The sequence below is a fragment of the Candidatus Frankia nodulisporulans genome (assembly GCF_902806475.1).
Lineage (GTDB): Bacteria > Actinomycetota > Actinomycetes > Frankiales > Frankiaceae > Frankia > Frankia umida.
Genome location: NZ_CADCWS010000033.1, coordinates 1 through 21,066 on the forward strand (window position 1 = coordinate 1; position 21,066 = coordinate 21,066).

Below are 21,066 nucleotides of genomic sequence, written 5' to 3' on the forward strand. Positions count from 1 at the left end.
TGCGGAGTCCGCCGGCCAGCCCGCCCGCTCGCGAGGAGCCGCTGCTCATGCCGATCAGCCCACGCGCGGGCCAGCCCGCCGCCGCCGAGGATCTCGTCGACGTCGACGCCCTGCTCACCGCCTACCATGATCGTCATCCCGATCTGGCCGATCCGGCCCAACGGGTCTCGTTCGGGACGTCGGGGCATCGCGGGTCGGCGCTGCGCGGCTCGTTCAACGCCGACCACATCCTCGCGACCACCCAGGCGATCTGCGAGTACCGCGCGTCCACCGGGGTCGACGGGCCGCTGTTCCTCGGGATCGACACGCACGCGCTGTCCGCGCCGGCGCTGGCCACCGCCCTGCGGGTGCTGGTGGCCCACGGCGTCGCCGTGCGCATCGCGCCGGACGGCGAGGCCACGCCCACTCCGGTGATCTCGCACGCGATCCTCGGTCACAACCGCGAGCGTGCCGCCTCCGGGCGCGGCCTCGCCGACGGGATCGTCATCACCCCGTCGCACAATCCGCCGGCCGACGGCGGGTTCAAGTACAACCCGACGCACGGCGGCCCGGCCGACACCAGCGTGACAAAGGTCATCCAGGACCGGGCGAACGCCCTGCTCGACGCGGGTCTCGTCGGCGTCTCACAGGTCTCGTACGCCGACGCCCGGGCCGCGGCGGTGGTGCACGACTACGTCGGCGCCTACGTCGAGGACCTGGCCGACATCATCGACCTCGACGCGATCCGGTCCGCCGGGGTGCGTATCGGCGTCGATCCGCTGGGCGGTGCCAGCCTGGTCTACTGGCAGGCCATCGCCGAGCGTTACAAGCTTGACCTGAACGTCGTGAACACCACGGTCGACCCGACGTTCGCCTTCATGACCACCGACTGGGACGGGAAGATCCGGATGGATCCGTCGTCCCCGTACGCGATGGCCTCGTTGCTGCGGCTCGCCGGCTCCTTCGACGTGGCGCTCGCCAACGACGCCGACGCCGACCGGCACGGCGTGGTCACACCGGGTGTGGGGCTGCTGAACCCGAACCACTTCCTGTCGGTGGCGATCGACTACCTGTTCGGCCACCGGGTCGACTGGCCGGCCGGCACCGCGATCGGGAAGACTCTGGTCAGCTCCAGCATGATCGACCGGGTCGGTGCGGGTCTGGGCCGCGGTGTCGTCGAGGTGCCGGTGGGCTTCAAGTGGTTCGTCGACGGTCTGATCGGCGGCACCCTGGGGTTCGGTGGTGAGGAGAGCGCCGGCGCGTCGTTCCTGCGCCGCGGCGGCGGGGTCTGGACCACCGACAAGGACGGGCTGATCGCCTGCCTGCTCGCCGCGGAGATCACCGCGGTGACCGGTCGTGACCCGGGCCGCGCCTACGCGGAGCTGACCGAACGCTACGGCGCCCCGGCCTACCGGCGTGTCGACGCCCCGGCCACACCCGCGCAGAAGAAGGTCCTCGCGGCGCTCACCCCGGAAAGCCTCGGCGCGTCCCGGCTGGCCGGGGCGCCGGTGACGGCCGCGCTGTCGCACGCACCCGGTAACGGCGCGGCGATCGGCGGGGTGAAGGTCGTCACCGACGACGCCTGGTTCGCCGCCCGCCCGTCCGGCACCGAGGATGTCTACAAGATCTACGCGGAGAGCTTCCGCGGCGCCGACCACCTCGACACCGTGCTCGCCGAGGCCCAGACCCTCGTCGACGCGGCCCTGACCCGCGGCTGAGCGGAAGCCTGACCGACCAGAGCACGCCGGCCGGCGGGTCTTGCGGGGCCGGCCCGGCGGCGGGGCTGCCTGGCCGATGTCAGGAGGGCAGGATGCGTTCGATGAACTGCTCGAGCTGGGCGATGTTGCGGCACTCGACCATCTCGTCGACAAGGTCGGCGTAGACGTCGGTGGCCGAGTCACCGGAGCCCCAGTAGCTGCGTGGCTCGGGGTTGAGCCAGTAGGCGTGCCGGGCCTGGCCGCACAGCCGGCGAAAGACGTGCGCGGAGGTCGGCCGGTAGTTGTTGCGGGCGTCGCCGAGGATGAGCAGCGAGGTCCGGGGGCCGACGGCATCGCCGTACCGTTCGGCGAACGCGTCGATGGCGTGGCCGTAGTCGCTGTGGCCGTCGTACCAGACGAGATCCGCCTCGGCGGAGATCCGCGCCATCATGTCGCCGAGGTCGAGTCCCCGCAGGAAACGGGTGACCTCGTCGGTGGTGTCGATGAACGCGAACGCGCGGACCTTGGAGAACTGCTCCCGCAGCGCATGGGTGAGCATCAGGGTGAAGTGCGCGAAGGACGCCACCGACCCGCTGACATCGCACAGCACGACCAGTTCGGGCTTGTGCGGCTTACGGGGCCGGTACTTGGTGTCGACGGGCACCCCGCCGGTGGCCAGGGACGCGCGCACGGTGCGGCGGAAGTCCAGGCGACCGGTGCGTCCGAGGCTGCGGCGCGCGGTGAGCTGGGTGGCCAGGCGACGGGCCAGCGGGTAGACCTGCCGGCGCAGTTCGACAAGGTCACGCTGGGAGGCGCGCAGGAACTCGACCTGGTCGTCGAGGGGGCCGACCGCGCTGCGTTCGACGGCCTCGAGGCCACGTTCCTCCGCCATCCGGCGGCGAACCTCGGCGGCGACCATCTCCTCGAACGCCCGAATCCGATCGCTGATGGTCTGCCGGGCGACCCGTTCGGCGAGGCCGCCGCGTGCGGTGTCACCCATCAGCGCGCCGAGCAGGTCCGCGACGAGGGTCTCGGCGGACATGGCGCGCAACGCCCGGTAGAGGTACCAGGAGCGACCGGAGCTGCCCCCCGTGCCCCCGCCGAAGGACGTCACCGCGTCGCGGGCGAGCGAACGCAGCGCCTCGTCGTCGCCGTCCCGCAACGCGCCGAGCAGCTGGTCACGCAGCGCCCGCCGCAGGCCCTCGAGTTCCTCGGGGCTGAGTTCCTCCGGCGGCGGCATCTTCTCGGTCGGCTCGCCGTCGCCGGCACCGTCGCCGCTGTTGGCCGCGGCGCGCGGGTCGAGGCTCACACCGTCACCGATGCGGGGCGGGAAGTACAGGTCGAACAGGGTGTCGAAGGCCGGCCGGTACAGCGGCCGCTTGACCAGGGTGGCGGCGAAGGCCGCCCGCACGCCGTCGCGATCGGCCCAGCCCATGGCGCCGATGGCGGTGGCCGCGTCGACCGTCTCGGCGCTGCTGACCGGCACCCCGGCGCGGCGCAGCGCGGCGATGAAGTCGATGGTGCGGTCCAGCAGGTTCATGCCGGCGCTCCCCTGGTTCGTCGGCGGACGCGTCGTCCGGCCGGGCTCTCGGGCGGTCTGCCGGTCAGTTCGCGGTGAGCTTGAGGTGGCTGATGGCCCGGGCCTGGTCGCTGGCGTGCTTGAGCACCACGCCAAGGGTGGACGCGACGGCCTCCTCGTCGAAGGTGTCGAACCCGAGCGCGAGCACGGTGTGTGCCCAGTCGATCGTCTCGGCGATCGACGGCGCCTTCTTCAGCTCCATCGCCCGCAGCGCCCGCACGACCCGCACCAGCGACTCGGCCAGCTTCTCCGGCAGGTCGGGAACGCGGGAGAGCACGATCTCCTTCTCCCGCTCGGCCGAGGGGTACTCGAGGTTGAGGTAGAGGCAGCGTCGTTTGAGCGCCTCGGACAGTTCCCGGGTCGCGTTCGAGGTGAGGACGACGAACGGCCGGCGGACCGCGGTGATCGTGCCGAGCTCGGGGATCGTCACCTGGAAGTCGGAGAGCACCTCGAGCAGCAGACCCTCGACCTCGACATCGGCCTTGTCGGTCTCGTCCACGAGCAGCACCGTCGGCTCCTCGCGGCGGATCGCCGTGAGCAGCGGCCGCGAAAGCAGGAACTCCTCGCTGAAGATGTCGTCGTGGGCCTGCTGCCAGCCCTCCGAGTCGGACGACCCCGAACCCGCCTGAATCCGCAGCAGCTGCTTCTTGTAGTTCCATTCGTAGAGGGCGCGGGCCTCGTCGAGCCCCTCGTAGCACTGCAGCCGGATCAGTTCGGCGCCGACGCTGGTCGCCAGGGCCTTGGCGAGCTCGGTCTTGCCGACGCCGGCCGGACCCTCGACCAGCAGCGGTTTACGCAGCCGATCGGCGAGGAAGACAGTGGTGGCGATCGCCTCGTCCGCGAGATATCCGGTTGCGCGCAGGCGTTCCCGCACGTCCGCGACATCGGCGAATGCGTGCTCCTGAAGCGACATGGCCACCTTCCGTCCCCGAGTCAAGCACCGCACCGTCCATGATGCCCGCACCCTCCATAGTGCCAGGCACACGGGTCACAGGGGTACTTCACCATCCGTTCCCGGACCGATACGCACAGGTCGGGCAGCGCGGCGCCGCACAGCCAGGGTCAGCTACCCGGGAGGTGAGACGGCCCGGGAGGTGAGCCGGCCCGGGCCGGACGGCCAGGCGACCCCGCTCAGTCGATGCGTTCGTACGCCGGCAGGGTCAGGAACTCGACGAACCGCTCGCCCAGCGCGGTCTCCTCGAACACGGCGGCCGCGTCCTTCCACCGCCCGCCGTCGTAGGTCCGCTCCCCCACCGTGGCGCGGATCTCGTCGAGCACCTCGGTGAGGGTGGCGCGGACCAGCTCGGCGGTGACCGACCTGCCGTCGTCGAGGGTGACACCGGCGGCGATCCACTGGAAGATCTGGCTGCGGGAGATCTCCGCGGTGGCCGCGTCCTCCATCAGGTTGTCGATGCCGACCGCGCCCGTGCCGCGTAGCCAGCTCTCCAGGTAGCGCACCCCGACGCTGATGTTGCCGCGCAGGCCGGCGGCGGTGATCGCACCGGGGGTGTCCCGCACCGCGAGCAGGTCGGCGGCGGTGACGTGGACGTCGTCGCGCTGGCGGCCAAGCTGGTTGGGGGCCGCGCCGAGCACACCGTCGAACACCTCGGTGCACACCGGGACGAGGTCGGGATGGGCCACCCAGCTGCCGTCGAACCCGTCACCGGACTCGCGTTCCTTGTCGGCGCGGACCTTCGCCAGCGCCACCGTGTTGACCTCCGGGTCACGCCGGGACGGGATGAACGCGGCCATACCACCGATGGCATGTGCGCCGTGCCGGTGGCAGGTGGCGACCAGCAGCTCGCTGTAGGCGCGCAGGAACGGCACGGTCATCGTCATGCTGTTGCGGTCGGGCAGCAGGAACTCGGCCGGGCGGGAGGCGAACGTCTTGATGGTGGAGAACATGTAGTCCCAGCGGCCAGCGTTCAGCCCGGCGGAGTGTTCGCGCAGCTCGTAGAGGATCTCGGCCATCTCGAACGCGGCCGGCAACGTCTCGATGAGCACGGTGGCCCGCACGGTGCCGACCGGCAGACCCAGCTCCGCCTGCGCGGCGGTGAACACGTCGTTCCACAGCCGGGCCTCGAGATGGCTTTCCATCTTCGGCAGGTAGAAGTACGGCCCGCGCCCCGCCGCGCGCAGCGCCAGCGCGTTGCGGAACAGGTAGAGGCCGGCGTCGAAGAGGGCCGCGACGATCGGCTGGCCATCGACGAGGACGTGCCGCTCGGGCAGATGCCAGCCTCGGGGACGTGGCACCAGGGTCGCGGTGGTCTCGTTCAGCGTGTAGCGCCGGCCGTCGGGGTTGACGAACCCCAGGGTGCCGGCGATGGCCTCGCTCAGGTTGTGCTGGCCGACGACCATGTTCGACCAGGTCGGAACGTTGGCGTCCTCGAAGTCGGCCATGAAGACCTTCGCGCCGCTGTTGAGCGCGTTGATCAGCATCTTCGCGTCGGTCGGTCCGGTGATCTCGGCGCGCCGGTCGACGAGGCCCGGTGCCGGCGGCGCGACCTGCCAGTCCCCGTCGCGGATGTGCGCGGTGTCGGGCAGGAAGTCCAGGCTTCCCCCGGCGGCGATCGCCGCACGGCGCACGGCGCGGGCGGCGAGCAGTTCGTCCCGGCGGGCACCGAACGTCCGGTGCAGGCCGGCGACGAACGCGAGGGCGTCCTCGGACAGGACCGCGTCCACCTGCGCCGGGGTCAGCCCCGGCACGTCCCGCACCACCGACACACCCCGCGTGGTCACACCGGTCAGACCGCCCATGCCGTCCCTCACCCTCTCCGCCGAACACTCCTGCCAGTATCGGGCGTGCGGCCCTCGCCCGCGCCCTGCCGCACCCCGCCGGGCGGTGCCGTGAGCGGGCTCACGCCCCCGGCGCCTCGCCGCCGGCGCCCGTCAGGAGACGAGGTGACCGTCCCCGATACCCACCCAGGTGGTCGAGGTCAGCTCGGGCAGCCCCATCGGGCCGCGGGCGTGCAGCTTCTGCGTGGAGATGCCGATCTCGGCACCCATGCCGAACCGCTCACCGTCGGTGAACCGGGTGGACGCGTTGACCATGATCGCCGCGCTGTCGCAGGTCGCGACGAACCGGCGGGACGCCCCCAGCGAGCGGGTGACGATCGCCTCGGTGTGCCCGCTGCCCCAGCGGCGGATGTGCGTGACGGCGTCGTCGAGGGAGTCGACGACGCGCACGGCGAGGTCGAGCGAGAGGTATTCGGCGGCCCAGTCATCGTCGGTGGCGGGCACGACCCGGTCGTCGTGGGCGCGCACGGTCTCGTCGCCGTGCACGGTGACCCCGGCCTCGGCGAGCGCGGTGAGTGCCCGCGGGAGGAAGGCGTCCGCGACCGCGCGGTGCACCAGCAGCGTCTCGGTGGAGTTGCACACCGAGACCCGGTGGGTCTTCGCGTTCAGAATGATCGCCAGCGCCTGATCGAGATCGGCGTCGACATCGACGTAGACATGGCAGTTGCCGGCGCCGGTCTCGATGACCGGGACGGTCGACTCCTCGACCACCGCGCGGATCAGGCCGGCGCCACCACGCGGAATCAGCACGTCGACCAGCCCCCGCAGCCGCATCAGGTGCTTCACCGACTCATGGTCGACACCGGGGACGAGCTGGATGGCATCGGCTGGCAGGCCCACCGCCTGGGCCGCGTCCCGCAGGACACCGACCAGCGCGGTGTTCGACCGCACGGCCGAGGCGCTGCCCCGCAGCAGCGCCGCGTTGCCGCTTTTGAGGCACAGCCCGGCGGCGTCGACGGTGACGTTCGGCCGGGCCTCATAGATGATGCCGACGACCCCCAGGGGAACCCGGACCTGGCGCAGCTCCAGACCGTTGGGCAGCACCCGGCCACGCACGACCTCGCCGACCGGATCGTCGAGCCCCGCGACCTGCCGCAGCCCGCCGGCCATGGCCTCGAGCCGCGCCGGAGTGAGGGTCAGCCGGTCGACCATGGCCTCGGCCGTACCCGCCGCCCGGGCGGCCTCGACGTCGCGGGCGTTGGCCTCGATCAGCTCGGCCGACCGGGCGCCGAGCGCCTCGGCCATCGCGAGCAACGCGCGGTCCTTCGCGGCCCGGTTGAGTGTGGCCAGCGCCGCCGCCGCGGTCCGGGCGCGCACGGCCGTGTCGCGGACGTCCTCCGCTGAGGTGTTCATCTGCTGGGATCCTCCAGTGCCGCGGGTGCCGCCGCGCACCTCGCCCTCACGAGGCTACCGGCACACCCCGGTTCGGGACGCCGTCCGCCCGCCGTCACGACCCGTCCGCCAAGACGGTCGACGCGGGTCGGTCACGCGGCCGGGTGGGGCGACCCCCCGTGCCGGCCACGTCCAGCCGGCTGCCTACCGTGATCCGCATGCTGGCCCTGCACACCTCCGACTGGCACCTCGGCCGCGCGCTGCACGGCCATGACCTGCTTCCCGCCCAGGGCGCGTTCGTCGACCACCTCGTGGACGTCGTCCGCGGCGAGCGGGTCGAACTCGTCCTCGTCGCCGGTGATGTGCATGACCGGGCGATCCCTCCGGTGCGGGCCCTGGAGCTGTTCGACGACGCGCTCTCGCGGCTGCGCGACGCCGGCGCCCGGGTCGTGGTGATCAGCGGCAACCATGACGCCGCCCGGCGCCTCGGGGACAAGTCCGGCCTGCTCGATCCGCGGATCAGCATCCGCACCGACCCGGCCGCGGTGGCCCGCCCCCTCGTCGTCGAGGACGCGCACGGCCCGGTACGCGTCTATCCCGTCCCGTATCTGGAACCCACCAGCGCCGCCGGCCAGCTGCCCGCCGCTGCCGACATCGACCAGCCGGCTCCCACCGGAGCCGACACCCCGGGCGATGGTGCGGGCGGTGCGGGCGGGCGTGGCGTCGGGCCGGCGGCGCTGATGCGCCGGGCCCTCGGCGTGATCCGAGCCGATCTCGAGCGGCATCCGGGTAGCCGCGCGGTGGTGCTCGGGCACGCCTGGGTGACCGGCGGGGCTGCCAGCGCGACATCTCCGTCGGCGGGCTCGGCAACGTGCCGGCGAGCCTGTTCGACGGCATCACCTACACGGCGCTCGGCCATCTGCACCGTCCGCAGGCGATCGCCCCGGCCATCCGGTACAGCGGTTCGCCGCTGGCGTACTCGTTCTCCGAGGCCGCCGAGGGCAAGGCGTCCCTGCTGGTCGAACTCGGTCCGTCCGGGCTCGGGGCGGTGCACGCGGTGCCCGTGCCGGTCGGGCGCCGGCTCACCGTGCTGCGCGGCACCCTGGCCGACCTGCTCGCCTCCCCCGTCCACACCCCGCACGAGAACGACATCGTGGCGGCGGTTCTCACCGACCTGATCCGTCCGTTGGACGCGATGGTCACGCTGCAACGGCGCTTCCCGTTCGCGGTGCGCCTGACCCACGAGCCGCCCACCAGCGAGTCCGACCAGCGCAGTTTCGCCGCGCGTACCCGCGGTCGCACCGACCTGGAGATCGCCCTGGCCTTCGTCACCCATGTACGCACCGATCCGTCGCCGGGCGAACGGGAACTGCTCACCGCGGCGCTGGCGGCGGCCCGCGCCGTCGAGGACGCCGCCTGATGCGCCCGCACCACCTCAGCCTGGAAGCCTTCGGCGCTTTCCCCGGCCGGGTCGATCTCGACCTGGACCACGTCGGCGGCGGCGGCCTGGTGCTGCTGTGCGGGGAGACCGGCGGGGGCAAGACGACCCTGCTCGACGCGCTCGGCTTCGCCCTGTTCGGCGAGGTCCCGGGGCTGCGCGGCAAGCTCACCGGTGGCCCGGACCTGCGCTCGCACCACGCGCCGGCATCGGTGCGGCCCTGGGTGTGCCTGGAGTTCAGCGTGGCCGACGACCGGTACCGCATCACCCGCTCACCCGGTTGGGACCGCCCGCGCCGCGGCGGCGCCACCACCCGTACACATCCCAGCGCGACCCTCGAACGCCGACCGCGTTCCACCGGCGCACCCGACGACGGGGGGCCGTCCACCGGCGCCGACGCGGGCCGCGGCGGCATGGCCGGTGCTGCCGCGGCCCAGGGGTGGGAGACGATCGCGGGCCGCCCGCAGGATGTCGGCCACGAGATCGGTCTGCTGCTCGGGATGACCGCCGATCAGTTCTTCCAGGTCGTGATGCTGCCCCAGGGCCGGTTCGCGGACTTCCTGCATGCCGAGCACGACGAGCGGGAGAAGCTGCTCAAGCGGCTGTTCCGGGTCAGCCGGTTCGAGTTCACCGAGCAGTGGCTGCATGACCGCGCCAAGACCCGCCGCGCCGACCTGGACGAGGCCATCACCACGCTCGGCCGGGCCGCCGCCCGCATCGCCCAGGCCGCCGGCGTCGACGAACCCGCGAACCCACCCGACGACCCGTCCTGGTCCGCCGCTCTCGCCGACACGGCCGCCGTGTCGGCGCGGTCCGCGGCGTCGGATCTGCTCGTCTCCCGGCGGACCCTCGACACCGCCGAGTCGACCCTGGCCGCCACCCGCGACCTCACCGACCGGATCCGGCGCCGACGCGAGCTGACCGCCCGCCACCTCGAGCTCACCGCCGACCAGGTACGCGTCGAGGCCCTCGCCGCCCGCGTCGACGCCGCCCGCCGCGCCGCGGTCGTCGCCCCCGCCCTGACCGAACTACGCCGGCTGACCAGCGCCGCGACGACGACCCGCGCCACCGCTGACGAGGCCCACCAGACCCTCACCGCGCACCCCACCGACCTTCTCCCGCCCCTCGCCCCGGACACGGACACGGACATGGACACGACCGCGACCGCGGCGACCAAGGCGACCGGGGCCGCGCTGATCGCCCGGCTCACGGCCACCGCGCGCGGCGCCCATGTCGAGCTCGGACGGCTGACCGGGCTCGCCCGTGCGCTCACCACCGCCGAGCAGGACACCCGCGACGCCGTCGAGGCCGATGCGCAGGCCGCCGCCCAGCACGAGGAGGCGGCCGGTCTGGAGGTTCGACTGTGCGACGAGCTGCCCACCCGCTGCGGGGACGCCATCGCCCGGGTCGAGGCGGCCCGCAGGGCCAGCGCCGTCCTGCCCGGCCTGACCGAACGCGCCCGCTGGGCCCAGCAGCTCAGCAGCGCCGTGGACGCGCACCGCGCGGCCGTCGCCGCCGCCCAGGACGCCCGCACGAGCGCCGACAGGGCGCGCGAGCATGCCGACGACCTGCGCCAGGAGCGGGTCGACGCGATGACCGCCGAGCTCGCGGCGGCCCTCGTCGACGACACCCCCTGCCCCGTCTGCGGCGCCTTGGCGCATCCGGACCCCGCCGAGGTCCGGGCCCGTCCGATCAGCAGGCAGCAGGAGACCGACGCCACCAGGAAGGCCGATCAGGCGGCGACCGCCGCCGCCGAGGCCGACGGCACCGTCCGCGCCCTCGACGAACGCATCCGCACCCTGCACGCGGAACTGACCCGCGCGCCCTCCCCCGACCTGCCGGCCGACCTCGACGAGACGCCCGACGGCCACCCGTGGGCCACCGAAACCTCCTGGCTGCCCAGCGTGGACGCCCTGATCAGTGCCCGTGGCGGGGCCGCGGACGTCACCTACGACGGCCCGGACCGGAACGTGCCGCCGGGGGTGTCCCTGCCGATGATCGCCGACATCCTGGCCGGCTCCGTCGACGGGATCCGACGCGCCGCGGGCGACCTGCCCGCGGCGTTGGAGGCGCAGCGGCAGGCCGAGTCGGTGCTCAACGACGCGACGGTCCGGGTGGCGGCGCTGCGCGCGGCGGTGGCCGCGGCCGAACTGCGGGCCGCCCAGGCCCGGGAGCGGGCCGCCCGTGGGCTCGGCGAGATCCCCGACGTGCTGCGGGTGGCAGGCGCGCTCGCCGGCCGGCTCGACGCGGTCCGCCACCTCGCCGACGACGCCGAAACCGCCCGCACCGCCGAACAGGGCGCCGAGCAGGCCCGCGCCGCCCACGTCCAGGCCGGTCTCACCACCGTCGACCTGGTCCGCCAGGCCGGATTCACCGATCTGGACGACGCCGGCGCCGCCGTCCGCGACGAACCGTGGCTGCGGGCCACCGAGACCGAGGTCCGCACCCACCGCGATGGGCTCGCCGGCCTCGTGGCCGCGCTCGCCGCCCCTGACCTCGCCGTCGATCCCGATGCCACCCCGCCGCTGGCCGAGCACGAGACGGCGGCGGCGCGGGCCCGCACGGCCCACGAGACGGCCGTCGCCGCCAGCGCCCAGGCCAGCCGCCGCGCCACCGAGCTCACCGAGCTGCACACCGCCTACACGGCCGGCCTCACCGCGCTGCGTCCGCTGCGTACCGAGGTCGACGAGCTGCGTCACCTCGCCGAACTCGCCGCCGGCCGCGGTGGCAACACCGAGGGCATGCCGCTGTCGAGCTTCGTGCTCGCCGCCCGGCTCGAGGAGGTCGCCGCCGCCGCCAGCCGCCGCCTGGCCGCGATGAGCTCCGGCCGGTTCACCCTCGTGCACGACGCCGACGGCCGCCGCGACCGCCGCCGCCGCGCCGGGCTGGGCTGGGCCTGCTCGTCGACGACGCCTGGACGGGCCGGCGCCGCCACACCCGCACCCTGTCCGGCGGCGAGACCTTCCAGGCGGCGTTGTCCCTGGCCCTGGGCCTGGCGGACGTCGTCACCGCCGAGGTCGGCGGCCGCCGCCTCGATGCCCTGTTCATCGACGAGGGATTCGGCACCCTGGATGCCGACAGCCTCGACGAGGTGATGGCCGTCCTCGACGAACTACGCTCCGGCGGTCGCCTCGTCGGCCTGGTCAGTCACGTCACCGAACTGCGCACCCGCATCCCCAACCAGATCCGCGTGCTCAAGGAGACCACCGGCAGCCGCGTGGAAACCATCCCCTGACCGCGGGCGGCACCCGTGCTCCACGCGGTCAGCGGCGGGTCAGCGGGTGGGCAGCAGCAGGACGAGGTCGTCGCGGTGGATGATCTCGCGTTCGTAGGTGGGGCCGAGTTCGGCGGCGAGTTCGGCGGTGGAACGACCGAGCATCCGCGGGAGTTCGACCGCGTCGAAGGCGACCAGGCCGCGGGCGACAGGCTGGCCGTCGGGGTCGACGAGGTCCACCGGGTCGCCGGCCGCGAAGTCGCCGTCGACGGCGAGGATGCCGGCGGGCAGCAGGGACGCCCGCCGGCGTACCACGGCGGCGACCGCGCCGGCGTCCAGGCGCAGCCGTCCCTCGGGGGCGGTCGCGTGCGCCAACCAGAGCAGCCGGGAGGCGCGGCGCGGGCCGGTCGGGTAGAAGACGGTGCCGACAGGATCGCCACGCAGTGCCGCTGTCGCGTTCGCCGTCGAGGTGATCACCGCGTGCACCCCGCCGGACGCCGCCATCCGACCCGCCTCGATCTTGGTCGCCATGCCGCCGCTGCCGACACCCGCCGTGCCGGTGCCACGGGCGGTCAGGCCGACGAGGTCGGCGTCCGAACGCACCTCACGGACCAGGTTCGCCGGGCCGTGCCGCGGGTTGGCGTCGTACACGCCGTCCACATCCGAGAGCAGGACGAGCAGATCGGCGGACACGAGGTGGGCGACGATGGCGGCCAGCCGGTCGTTGTCGCCGAAGCGGATCTCCTGGGTGGCCACCGCGTCGTTCTCGTTGATGATCGGGACGACGCCGAGTTCGAGCAGACGGTCAAGGGCCGTGCGGGCGTTGCGGTAGTGGGTGCGGCGGATGACGTCGGTGGCGGTCAGCAGGACCTGCCCGACGCGGACCCCCGCACCGCCGAACGCCTCGGCGTAGCTGTGCACCAGCGAGCTCTGCCCGACGCTCGCCGCCGCCTGCTGGGTCGCCAGGTCGCGGGGACGCCGGTCGAACCCGAGCGGCGCCAGGCCCGCGGCGATCGCACCGGAGGACACCAGCACCAGTTGACCGCCCGCGGCGACCCGTGGCAGCAGCGCGCTGACCAGGGCCTCAAGCCGTCCGACGTCGAGCCCGCCGGCGGCGGTGGTCAGCGAGGACGAACCGACCTTCACCACGACCCGCTGTGCCTCGGTCACGAACCCGCGCACGTTCAGAACCCTCCACCACCCGTGGGCATCCTGCCCGGTCACCGGACCGGGCCCAGTTCCTGACCGGGACGCGCTACTGCGGTGCCGGGCCGCCCGGTTCCGCGGAACCGGGGACCTCCACCAGGGCACGATCCGCCGGCGACTCCAGGTCGACCGAGCCAGCGGAGCCAACCAAGCCAGCCGGGTCTGCGGGGTCGGACGGGTCGAAACCGCGGGCGCGTTCGGCGCGGGCCATCCGTTCGGATCGGGTGAGGCGAACCGAGGAACGCAGCCGGTCGTCGGAGCCGCGTGGCCCGAGGTGGATCTCGTCGTCGACCACCGGGTCGACCTTCGCGGGCTGCTGGCCGTCGGCGGCGGTGACGTAGCCACCGCCGCTCAGCGTCGGCTCCCATTCGAAGCTCACATCACCGATCGTGACCTCGACGCCGGGGGTGGCACCGAGCCGGGCGAGTTCCTTCTCCACGCCGAGCCGGGCCAGCCGGTCGGCGAGGAAGCCGATCGCCTCGTCATTGGTGAAATCGGTCTGGCGCACCCAGCGCAGCGGCTTCGAGCCGGTGATGAGGAATCCGTCCGTGCCCTGCGCGGTGACCACGAAGTCGGGTTCGTTGACCGCGCGGGGTCGCAGCACGACGCGGGTCGCGACCGGGACGGGCGCGGCCGCGCGCAGCGCGGACACCCGGGCGGCCAGGGCCAGCGACAGCGCGTGCACGCCCTGGCGGGTCGCGCTGCTGATCGCGAACACGTCGAGCCCACGGTCGCGCAGGTCCGCGGTCACCAGGTCGGCGAGATCCGCCGCGTCCGGAATGTCGATCTTGTTCAGGACCACCAGCCGAGGCCGGTTCGACAGGTCCGCCGAGTAGGCGGCGAGTTCGGCCTCGATCACGTCCAGGTCGGTCAGCGGATCACGCCCGGGCTCGAGGGTCGCGCAGTCGAGCACGTGCACGATCAGCGTGCACCGCTCGATGTGCCGCAGGAACTCCAGGCCCAGGCCACGGCCCTGGCTCGCCCCGGGGATGAGCCCGGGAACGTCCGCCACCGTGTACGGGGGGTGATCGCCGGCCTGGGCGACGCCCAGGTTGGGGACCAGGGTGGTGAACGGGTAGTCGGCGATCTTCGGTCGGGCGGCGCTGAGCACCGACACCAGCGACGACTTGCCGGCGCTGGGGAAACCGACCAGCGCGACGTCGGCGACCGTCTTGAGTTCGAGGACAGCGTCGAGCTGCTCCCCCGGTTCACCGAGTTCGGCGAAGCCGGGTGCCTTGCGGCGGGCGGACGCCAGCGACGCGTTGCCCCGCCCACCCCGCCCACCCCGGGCCAGGACGTACACGCTGCCCGCGCCGACGAGGTCGACGAGCTGCGTACCGTCCTCGGTCAGGACCACCGTGCCGTCGGGGACCAGCAGGACCAGATCGTCTCCGTCCGCGCCATGCCGGTTGGAGCCCTGGCCGGGCCGCCCGCGGGAGGCCCGCTGATGGGGATGGAAGTGGAAGTCGAGCAGCGTCGTCACGCTCGGGTCGACGACCAGCCGGATCTCACCGCCACGACCGCCATCGCCACCGTCCGGGCCGCCCAGCGGCTTGAACTTCTCCCGGTGGATGGACGCGCACCCGTTCCCGCCGTCCCCGGCCGCCGCGTGCAGCACTACTCGATCGACGAAGTTCGACATCACTTCCTCCTCTCTCCTGCGCTCCATACACGCAAAACCGCGCGCACCCCGACCGAAGCGGTTCGACCGCAACAGAAGGGACGCGCGCGGCTCGCGCACTCACGTCGAGGTGGATATTCCCGACCGGTCACACGAGCCGATCGGGGCCACCAGATGGCCTGCTCAGGCCGCGACCGCCGCCACTTCGGCGACGATGTCCACGACCCGGCGGCCACGCCGGAACCCGAACTGAACGTGCCCGGCGGACAGGGCGAACAGGGTGTCGTCCTTGCCCCGCCCGACCAGCTCGCCCGGGTGGAAGTGGGTACCGCGCTGGCGGACGATGATCTCTCCGGCCTTGACGAACTGGCCACCGAAGCGCTTCACACCGAGGCGCTGGGCGTTGGAATCCCGACCGTTGCGCGAGGAGCTCGCGCCTTTCTTATGCGCCATCGGAGTCAGGCCTTCCCGGTCTCGATGCCGGTCACCTTGAGCCGCGTCAGCTTCTGGCGGTGGCCCTGACGCTTGTGGTAGCCGGTCTTGTTCTTGAACTTGTGAATCCGAATCTTCGGACCCTTGACGACGCCGACCACCTCGGCGGTCACCGCGACGGACGCGAGCGCGTCCGCGGCGTGGGTGACCGACTCACCGTCGACGAGCAGGAGGGCCGGAAGGTTCACGGCCGCGCCTGGCTTTCCCGAAAGGAGCTCGACGTCGACGACATCGCCGACGGCGACCCTGTGCTGCTTGCCGCCGCTGGCAACGACCGCGTACACCAGATCTCCCTGCTGTTGTCATTCCGCTGTGACCGCATGACACCGTGCCCACCTGCGACACGGGACCTGCGGAGCTTGAGTGCGTACCACACCGCGTGCCGAATCCACACGAACGCCCGGACCGCACCATGCCCGGGCTTCAGCTCCCCGGTGGGATGACCCCGGCCCGGTGGGACACGCGGCCTCCACCTTACAGGTCCTCCGCACAAGGGTGACGGTCGGGAGCCGGCCGGACGGTGTGTGGGGGCCCGCCCACCCCCGCCGCGGGTCATTTCGAGGATGACTCGGACGGGCCATGGTGAACCTCCCGGCACAGGGAGAAGCATAAATCGTCCAGATGGCGCGCCGTCCGTCGAGATCGCGGATGTCGCTGCCAGCCTGGTCATGTCGGGGGTGATGAGGATGCTCTGGCAGCTTCTGGTCTGGGGTGCCGCCACCGGAGCAGCGGGTGCGCTCGCTGCCGCCTGCCGTCCCGCCACGGCGGCCGCACGCCGGCATGAGGCCGTTCCCGGCACCGTGGCGGCGGCGACCGGTGCGCTTGTCGTCCTGATGGTCACCGGGCTGCTGCTGACCGCCCTCGCCGGCCTGCCGGCCTGGGCCGGCGCCGGCTGGCTGGCGGCCACCGCGGGCGCCGCCGGTTGGATAGCCCTGCGGCGTCAGGACCCGGCCGCGTGGGGCCTCACCGCCGCCCCCTCGACAACGGCCGCATCGGCCACCGCCATACCGACGACCACCGGCATGCCGACGACCACGACCTCGGCGGCGACCGCGCAGCCCGAGTCGGCTCAGTCCGCACGGATGCGTCCGGATCTCGCCGATCAGGATGATCTCGTCCAGTCGCTGACCGTCGCGTCCTACGCGCTGCAGTTGGGCGACGCCCGGCGCGCCCACCAGGCCGTCGAGGCCGCGCTGAGCAGGTCACGGGCCACGTTGGACCTGCTGCTACGGGAGGAACCGGCGGGTCGCAGGTTCCTCCGTGCCACCCCCGCCACCACCTCGGCACCGGGCCGGCCGGCCGGCCAGGGCCATCCGGCCGGGCCCGCTGCCGCCTAGCCCGCCCTCGTCACAGCCCGCGTCCCCGTCCGCACCGCCGAGCCTGCTGGGCAGGCGTGCATCGCTGACAGCGAACACCGCGCGGCGGGCCCGAGGGTCCCGGGTCCGCCGCGCGGTGGGGAGTGTTCTCAGCCGCTGACGTGATCGGCTGGTTCCGGCGCCGTGGCCGTGGCGGTCGCGGCGGCCACCGGGGATGGCTCCGCCGACGTCGACGCGGCCTCGGTGGACGGTGTTGACGCGGGTCGGGACGCCCGGCGGCGTCGACGGGCCGGCTTGTCCACCACCGGTCCCTCCTCGGCACCGGCGAGGCTGTCGGGATCGTCGGTGTTGGCGTAGACGGGAGGCGGCGCGTCCGCCCCGAGGGGCGTCACGCTCGCGATGGTCTGATGCCCGTTGCCGTTGACGGCCACCGGGTCGCCGCCGGTGGGCCCGGCATCCGATGCGACCGGGTGGATCGGCTCCGCCTGCGCGGCGTCATCCCCGGCCACGACGACGGTGGACGCCACGGCCTCGCTGATCGCCGCGGCCAGCGCCGGACCGCCCGCGGCCCGCGTCGCCGCCCCGCGTGAACGCCGACCGCCGCCGCCGGAGGCCGCACTGGCCGTCGCCGCCTCAGGCTGGCCGCCCGACGCCGTCGACGCATCCGCGGACGGCTGCTCCTGCTCGCCGGGGGCCTGCTCGTCGCGGGTCTGGTCGCCACGAACCTGGTCGTTGCGGGGCTGGCCGTTGTGGCCGGCACCGCTCGAACCATGACCGTTGGGGGCGTGGCCGTGGCCGTTGTAGCTCTGGATGGACTGGTCGCCGCCCCCACCGTTGAGGTGGATGGTCACCCCGCGGCCGTTGCAGTGCACGCACTGCTCGCTGTAGGCCTCGAGCAGGCCCTGGCCGACCCGCTTACGGGTCATCTGGACCAGGCCGAGGCTGGTGACCTCGGCGACCTGGTGGCGGGTGCGGTCGCGGCCGAGGCATTCGGTGAGCCGGCGCAGGACCAGCTCCCGGTTGCTTTCCAGGACCATGTCGATGAAGTCGATGACGATGATGCCACCGATGTCGCGCAGCCGGAGCTGGCGGACGATCTCCTCCGCGGCCTCGAGGTTGTTCTTGGTGACCGTCTCCTCGAGGTTGCCACCCTTGCCGGTGAACTTCCCGGTGTTGACGTCGACCACCGTCATCGCCTCGGTCCGGTCGATGACGAGCGAGCCACCGGAGGGCAGCCAGACCTTGCGGTCGAGCGCCTTCGCGAGCTGCTCGTCGACGCGGTAGTCGGCGAAGACGTCACCCGTGCCGGTGTAGCGCCGGATACGCGGACGCAGGTCGGGCGCGACGGTGTCGATGTACTCCTCGATGATGCGGGCCTCCCCGGAACCCTGCACGACGAGTTCGGTGAAGTCCTCGTTGAAGATGTCGCGAATGACCCGCACGACCAGGTCCGGCTCGCCGTAGAGCAGCGAGGGCGCGGACGCCTTCTTCGAGCGGCGCTGGATGTCCTCCCACTGGGCGGCCAGCCGTTCCACGTCCCGGGCGAGCTCGGCCTCGCTCGCACCCTCGGCCGCGGTGCGGACGATCACACCACCGTCCTCGGGTGTGATCTTCTTGAGGATGCTCTTGAGTCGGGACCGTTCGGTGTCGGGCAGCTTGCGGCTGATACCGGCGTTCTGGCCGTCCGGCACGTACACGAGGTACCGGCCGGGCAGGCTGATCTGGCTGGTGAGCCGGGCACCCTTGTGACCGAGGGGGTCCTTGGACACCTGGACGAGGACCGGCTGCCCCGACTTGAGCACCTGCTCGATCTTGCGGGGACGGCCGTCCAGCCCGGACGCGTCGTAGTTGACCTCACCGGCGTAGAGCACGGCGTTGCGGCCCTTGCCGATGTCGACGAACGCCGCCTCCATGCTGGCCAGCACGTTCTGCACCCGGCCGAGGTAGACGTTGCCGGCGTACGAGGCGGAACTGGCGCGGGTGACGAAGTGCTCGACGAGCACACCGTCCTCCAGCACCGCGATCTGCGTGCGGTCACCGGCATGGCGGACGATCATCCGCCGTTCGACGGCCTCACGGCGGGCGAGGAACTCGGCCTCGGTGACGATCGGCGGCCGACGCCGACCGTTGTCGCGGCCCTCGCGACGGCGCTGACGCTTGGCCTCGAGCCGGGTGGAGCCGCTGAGGCCACGGACCTGGTCGTCGTCCCTGCGGATCTCGCGTACGTGGACGACCGTGTTCGGCGGGTCGTCGGGGATGGTCGCCTCGTCGCCGCCGGAGCGACGCCGACGCCGACGCCGACGCCGCGAACCGGTGGCACGCTCGTCGTCACCGTCGGCATCATCACCGTCATGATCCGCGGTGTCCTCGGTGTCGTCCGTGGTCTCGGCGGTCTCGCCGTCCCAGTCGGCTTCCACGGAGGTGTGCCCGTCCGGGCCCGCGTCCGTCACCGCCGGTGCGTCGCCGGCCGAACCGGTGCCGCCGAACTCGTCGGGGCCGTCCTCGTCACCGCGGGCACGGCCACGGCCTCGACGGCCGCGGCGACGCCGACGCGTCGAGCCGGAGCCCGTGCCCTGCTCGTCGTCGTCGTCGAAATCGCCGTCGTCGACGTCGGACTCGGCGAACTCGCCCGTGGCGACGTCACCGAGCGTGGTCTCCTCGTCGTCCTCGTCAAGGACGGGGTCGTGCGTGTCCACCTGGGTCCTGGCGGTGTTCTCCGCCTCGGGCGCGGCGGCGGGTGCCACGACCTCCTCGACGGGAAGCGGCGCGACCGGCACCACCGGCGGCACCACTGGCGGAACGTCGCGGCGCCAGGGGGGCTCGACGGCGAGCTCCGGCGCCTGGAAGGTCACCATCGCGACCGGACGGCGAGCCGCGGGTCGGGCCGCGGGCGTCCGCTCCGCCTCGGCATCGGTCCAGGTGGGAGCGGCGACCCGCCGGGACCTCGAGCGACCGCGCGTCCCGGCGGCCTTGGCCGAGGGGGCGGACGAGTCCTCCTGCGCCGGCACGGTGGCGGCCGGGTCCGGCGCCTCATCCGGGTCGGTCCCGACAGCGGTCGCGCCGGTTGTCGCGCTTTCCGCACCGGCCACGACAGCCCCGTCGGCCAGCTCGGCAACGTCGGCGTCGTCAGCCAGTTCGGCCACGTCGGCCGCTGCGGCCGACGCTGGGATCGCGTCCGCCTCGGGCGCGCCGACGGAGCCGGTCACCACCACCTTCTCGACCGCCGACGGGACGGCCTCGGCGACAACCGGCTCGGCGACCGCGGCGGCGGGAGCCGTGCCCGCGGTGGTGCCTTCGGTGGGGTCTGTGCTCTCGCTGGTGGCGCGACGCCGGGTGCCACGCGCCCGGGTACGGGTCCGCGGCGCGGCCGCGGGTTCCGTGGTCGCACCGTCGGCCGCCACGGGCTCAGGGCTGGCGGCGGCGTCCGCGGTGCTCGCCGCGGCGGCGGAACCGGCAGCGGCGTCGCCGGACGCGGGAGGCGTCGTTTCGGCCACCGCCGGCGGGCTCACGGGAGCCGAGGTGGCCCTGCGGGCCCGGGTTCGACGGGTTGTCTTCGGGGCCTCGGCGGCCGGTGTCGAAGGTGTGTCCGTCGCGGTCGACTCGGCCGGTGCGGCCGCGACCGGCTCCGGCGTCGCCGGCGAAGCGACCGCATCGGTGCTGGGCGCGGCTTCGGTGCTGGGCGCGGCTTCGGTGGCCGACGTTTCAGTGGCCGACGTGCCGGACGCCGGCGCCGACTCACGGACCGCACGCCGGCTCCGGGTCCGCCGCACGGGCGCCGGAGCCTGCGCCGCGGAGGCCTCGGGTGCCGAGGGCTCGGACGCCGAGGGCTCGGACGCCGCCTGAGCGACAGCCGGAGCCTGCGCGGTCGAACCTGCCGGCTCGGCGTCGCGGGCCTCGGCCGGCGGGGCGGCTGACCCCGGGGCCTCGGTGATCGCCGCCGGGGCGGTGGCTACCTCGACGGTGGCCGTTTCGGTGGCCTCGGCCGCTTCGCTGGCGGCCTTCGCCCGGGAGGCACGGGTGGATCGGGTACGTGTCGTGGTCGTGCCAGCGCTACGGGTGCGTCGCTTGGTGGGCGCCGCGGCGGCCTCGCTCGCGTCGGCCGATTCGGCGGGGACGCCGGCGGCGGCCGCGGTGGGCGGCGGGTCGGTGGGCCCGCCGGTGCCGATGGGCACGGCGCCGGACGCCGCCCCCTCGGAGGGCTCGGGCCCGGCTGGGCCGGAGGTCGCCCCGGCCGAGGGCGTGGCTGGCTCTGGGGCGGCGGGTGGCTCGCTGGGCGCACCGGCGGCTCGTCCGGCTGCCCGGCGCCGACGTGGCGCGGGGCGGGCGGATTCCAGATCAGTCTGGGTCTGGGTAGTCAGGTCATCGTCGGGCACGGGTTAAGAAGCCTCTCGGGCTC

At 73.4% G+C, this 21,066-nt stretch carries 13 protein-coding genes and 3 pseudogenes; 7 read left to right on the plus strand and 9 right to left on the minus strand.

All coding sequences use genetic code 11. The features are described from left to right. Positions 1-47 precede the first annotated feature (47 nt). Entirely contained in the window at positions 48-1,697 is a 1,650-nt protein-coding gene (gene pgm, locus G6R24_RS05650) for a phosphoglucomutase (alpha-D-glucose-1,6-bisphosphate-dependent) (RefSeq protein ID WP_163548112.1), read from the plus strand. A gap of 79 nt (positions 1,698-1,776) precedes the next feature. On the opposite strand, the gene G6R24_RS05655 is transcribed toward pgm, so the two are convergent. The 4 genes from G6R24_RS05655 to G6R24_RS05670 all read right to left on the minus strand — a co-directional run bounded on the left by G6R24_RS05655 (position 1,777) and on the right by G6R24_RS05670 (position 7,404). Beyond that, positions 1,777-3,216 (minus strand): vWA domain-containing protein, encoded by a 1,440-nt coding sequence (locus G6R24_RS05655; protein WP_163548113.1) that lies wholly within the window; start codon positions 3,214-3,216, stop codon positions 1,777-1,779. 64 nt (positions 3,217-3,280) lie between these two features. Continuing rightward, the gene (locus tag G6R24_RS05660) at positions 3,281-4,168 is read right to left on the minus strand and encodes an AAA family ATPase (protein ID WP_163548114.1); all 888 of its coding nucleotides are present in this window, start codon (positions 4,166-4,168) and stop codon (positions 3,281-3,283) included. Positions 4,169-4,386: 218 nt separating this feature from the next. Next, positions 4,387-6,012: a malate synthase A gene (aceB, locus tag G6R24_RS05665; RefSeq protein ID WP_163548115.1), complete on the minus strand. Its 1,626-nt coding sequence runs from the start codon at positions 6,010-6,012 to the stop codon at positions 4,387-4,389. 132 nt (positions 6,013-6,144) lie between these two features. Then, a complete protein-coding gene (locus tag G6R24_RS05670; protein ID WP_163548116.1) occupies positions 6,145-7,404 on the minus strand; it encodes a glutamate-5-semialdehyde dehydrogenase in 1,260 nt (419 codons plus the stop codon). 197 nt (positions 7,405-7,601) lie between these two features. On the opposite strand from G6R24_RS05670, the pseudogene G6R24_RS21930 reads away from it, so the two are divergent. The 5 genes and pseudogenes from G6R24_RS21930 to G6R24_RS23205 all read left to right on the plus strand — a co-directional run. Continuing rightward, positions 7,602-7,835: pseudogene (locus tag G6R24_RS21930) on the plus strand (metallophosphoesterase family protein); the annotation flags it as partial. Positions 7,836-8,254: 419 nt separating this feature from the next. Further along, entirely contained in the window at positions 8,255-8,803 is a 549-nt protein-coding gene (locus tag G6R24_RS21935) for a hypothetical protein (RefSeq protein ID WP_225438159.1), read from the plus strand. Then, positions 8,803-9,363, plus strand: a pseudogene (locus tag G6R24_RS21940) (AAA family ATPase); the annotation flags it as partial. The gene G6R24_RS21935 and the pseudogene G6R24_RS21940, both read left to right, overlap by 1 nt. Positions 9,364-11,795: 2,432 nt before the next feature. After that, positions 11,796-11,870: pseudogene (locus G6R24_RS23200) on the plus strand (hypothetical protein); the annotation flags it as partial. 45 nt (positions 11,871-11,915) lie between these two features. After that, on the plus strand, positions 11,916-12,056 hold the full coding sequence (locus G6R24_RS23205; RefSeq protein ID WP_244957187.1) for a hypothetical protein: 141 nt from the start codon (positions 11,916-11,918) through the stop codon (positions 12,054-12,056). Positions 12,057-12,095: 39 nt separating this feature from the next. Here G6R24_RS23205 and proB read toward each other — a convergent pair whose 3' ends face one another. The 4 genes from proB to rplU all read right to left on the minus strand — a co-directional run bounded on the left by proB (position 12,096) and on the right by rplU (position 15,638). After that, a complete protein-coding gene (gene proB / locus G6R24_RS05685; protein ID WP_163548117.1) occupies positions 12,096-13,217 on the minus strand; it encodes a glutamate 5-kinase in 1,122 nt (373 codons plus the stop codon). Between the two features lie 73 nt (positions 13,218-13,290). Continuing rightward, positions 13,291-14,883, minus strand: a complete 1,593-nt coding sequence (obgE, locus tag G6R24_RS05690) for a GTPase ObgE (protein WP_163548118.1) — start codon at positions 14,881-14,883, stop codon at positions 13,291-13,293. A 162-nt stretch (positions 14,884-15,045) separates the two neighbouring features. Next, positions 15,046-15,315: a 50S ribosomal protein L27 gene (rpmA, locus tag G6R24_RS05695; protein WP_163548119.1), complete on the minus strand. Its 270-nt coding sequence runs from the start codon at positions 15,313-15,315 to the stop codon at positions 15,046-15,048. 5 nt (positions 15,316-15,320) lie between these two features. Next, positions 15,321-15,638 (minus strand): 50S ribosomal protein L21, encoded by a 318-nt coding sequence (gene rplU, locus G6R24_RS05700; RefSeq protein ID WP_163548120.1) that lies wholly within the window; start codon positions 15,636-15,638, stop codon positions 15,321-15,323. 402 nt (positions 15,639-16,040) lie between these two features. Between rplU and G6R24_RS05705 the strand changes: the two genes are divergently transcribed. After that, positions 16,041-16,691, plus strand: a complete 651-nt coding sequence (locus G6R24_RS05705; protein ID WP_163548121.1) for an MFS transporter — start codon at positions 16,041-16,043, stop codon at positions 16,689-16,691. Positions 16,692-16,819: 128 nt separating this feature from the next. On the opposite strand, the gene G6R24_RS05710 is transcribed toward G6R24_RS05705, so the two are convergent. After that, positions 16,820-21,043, minus strand: coding sequence for an Rne/Rng family ribonuclease (locus G6R24_RS05710; protein WP_163548122.1), 4,224 nt, complete (start codon positions 21,041-21,043; stop codon positions 16,820-16,822). Positions 21,044-21,066 lie beyond the last annotated feature (23 nt).

What these genes read in the sequence shown, in the direction of transcription:
- pgm (WP_163548112.1), top strand. Translation starts at nt 48, where the DNA reads ATGCCGATCAGCCCACGCGCGGGCCAGCCCGCCGCCGCCGAGGATCTC.
- G6R24_RS05655 (WP_163548113.1), bottom strand. Translation starts at nt 3,216, where the DNA reads ATGAACCTGCTGGACCGCACCATCGACTTCATCGCCGCGCTGCGCCGC.
- G6R24_RS05660 (WP_163548114.1), bottom strand. Translation starts at nt 4,168, where the DNA reads ATGTCGCTTCAGGAGCACGCATTCGCCGATGTCGCGGACGTGCGGGAA.
- aceB (WP_163548115.1), bottom strand. Translation starts at nt 6,012, where the DNA reads ATGGGCGGTCTGACCGGTGTGACCACGCGGGGTGTGTCGGTGGTGCGG.
- G6R24_RS05670 (WP_163548116.1), bottom strand. Translation starts at nt 7,404, where the DNA reads ATGAACACCTCAGCGGAGGACGTCCGCGACACGGCCGTGCGCGCCCGG.
- G6R24_RS23205 (WP_244957187.1), top strand. Translation starts at nt 11,916, where the DNA reads ATGGCCGTCCTCGACGAACTACGCTCCGGCGGTCGCCTCGTCGGCCTG.
- obgE (WP_163548118.1), bottom strand. Translation starts at nt 14,883, where the DNA reads ATGTCGAACTTCGTCGATCGAGTAGTGCTGCACGCGGCGGCCGGGGAC.
- rpmA (WP_163548119.1), bottom strand. Translation starts at nt 15,315, where the DNA reads ATGGCGCATAAGAAAGGCGCGAGCTCCTCGCGCAACGGTCGGGATTCC.
- G6R24_RS05705 (WP_163548121.1), top strand. Translation starts at nt 16,041, where the DNA reads ATGCTCTGGCAGCTTCTGGTCTGGGGTGCCGCCACCGGAGCAGCGGGT.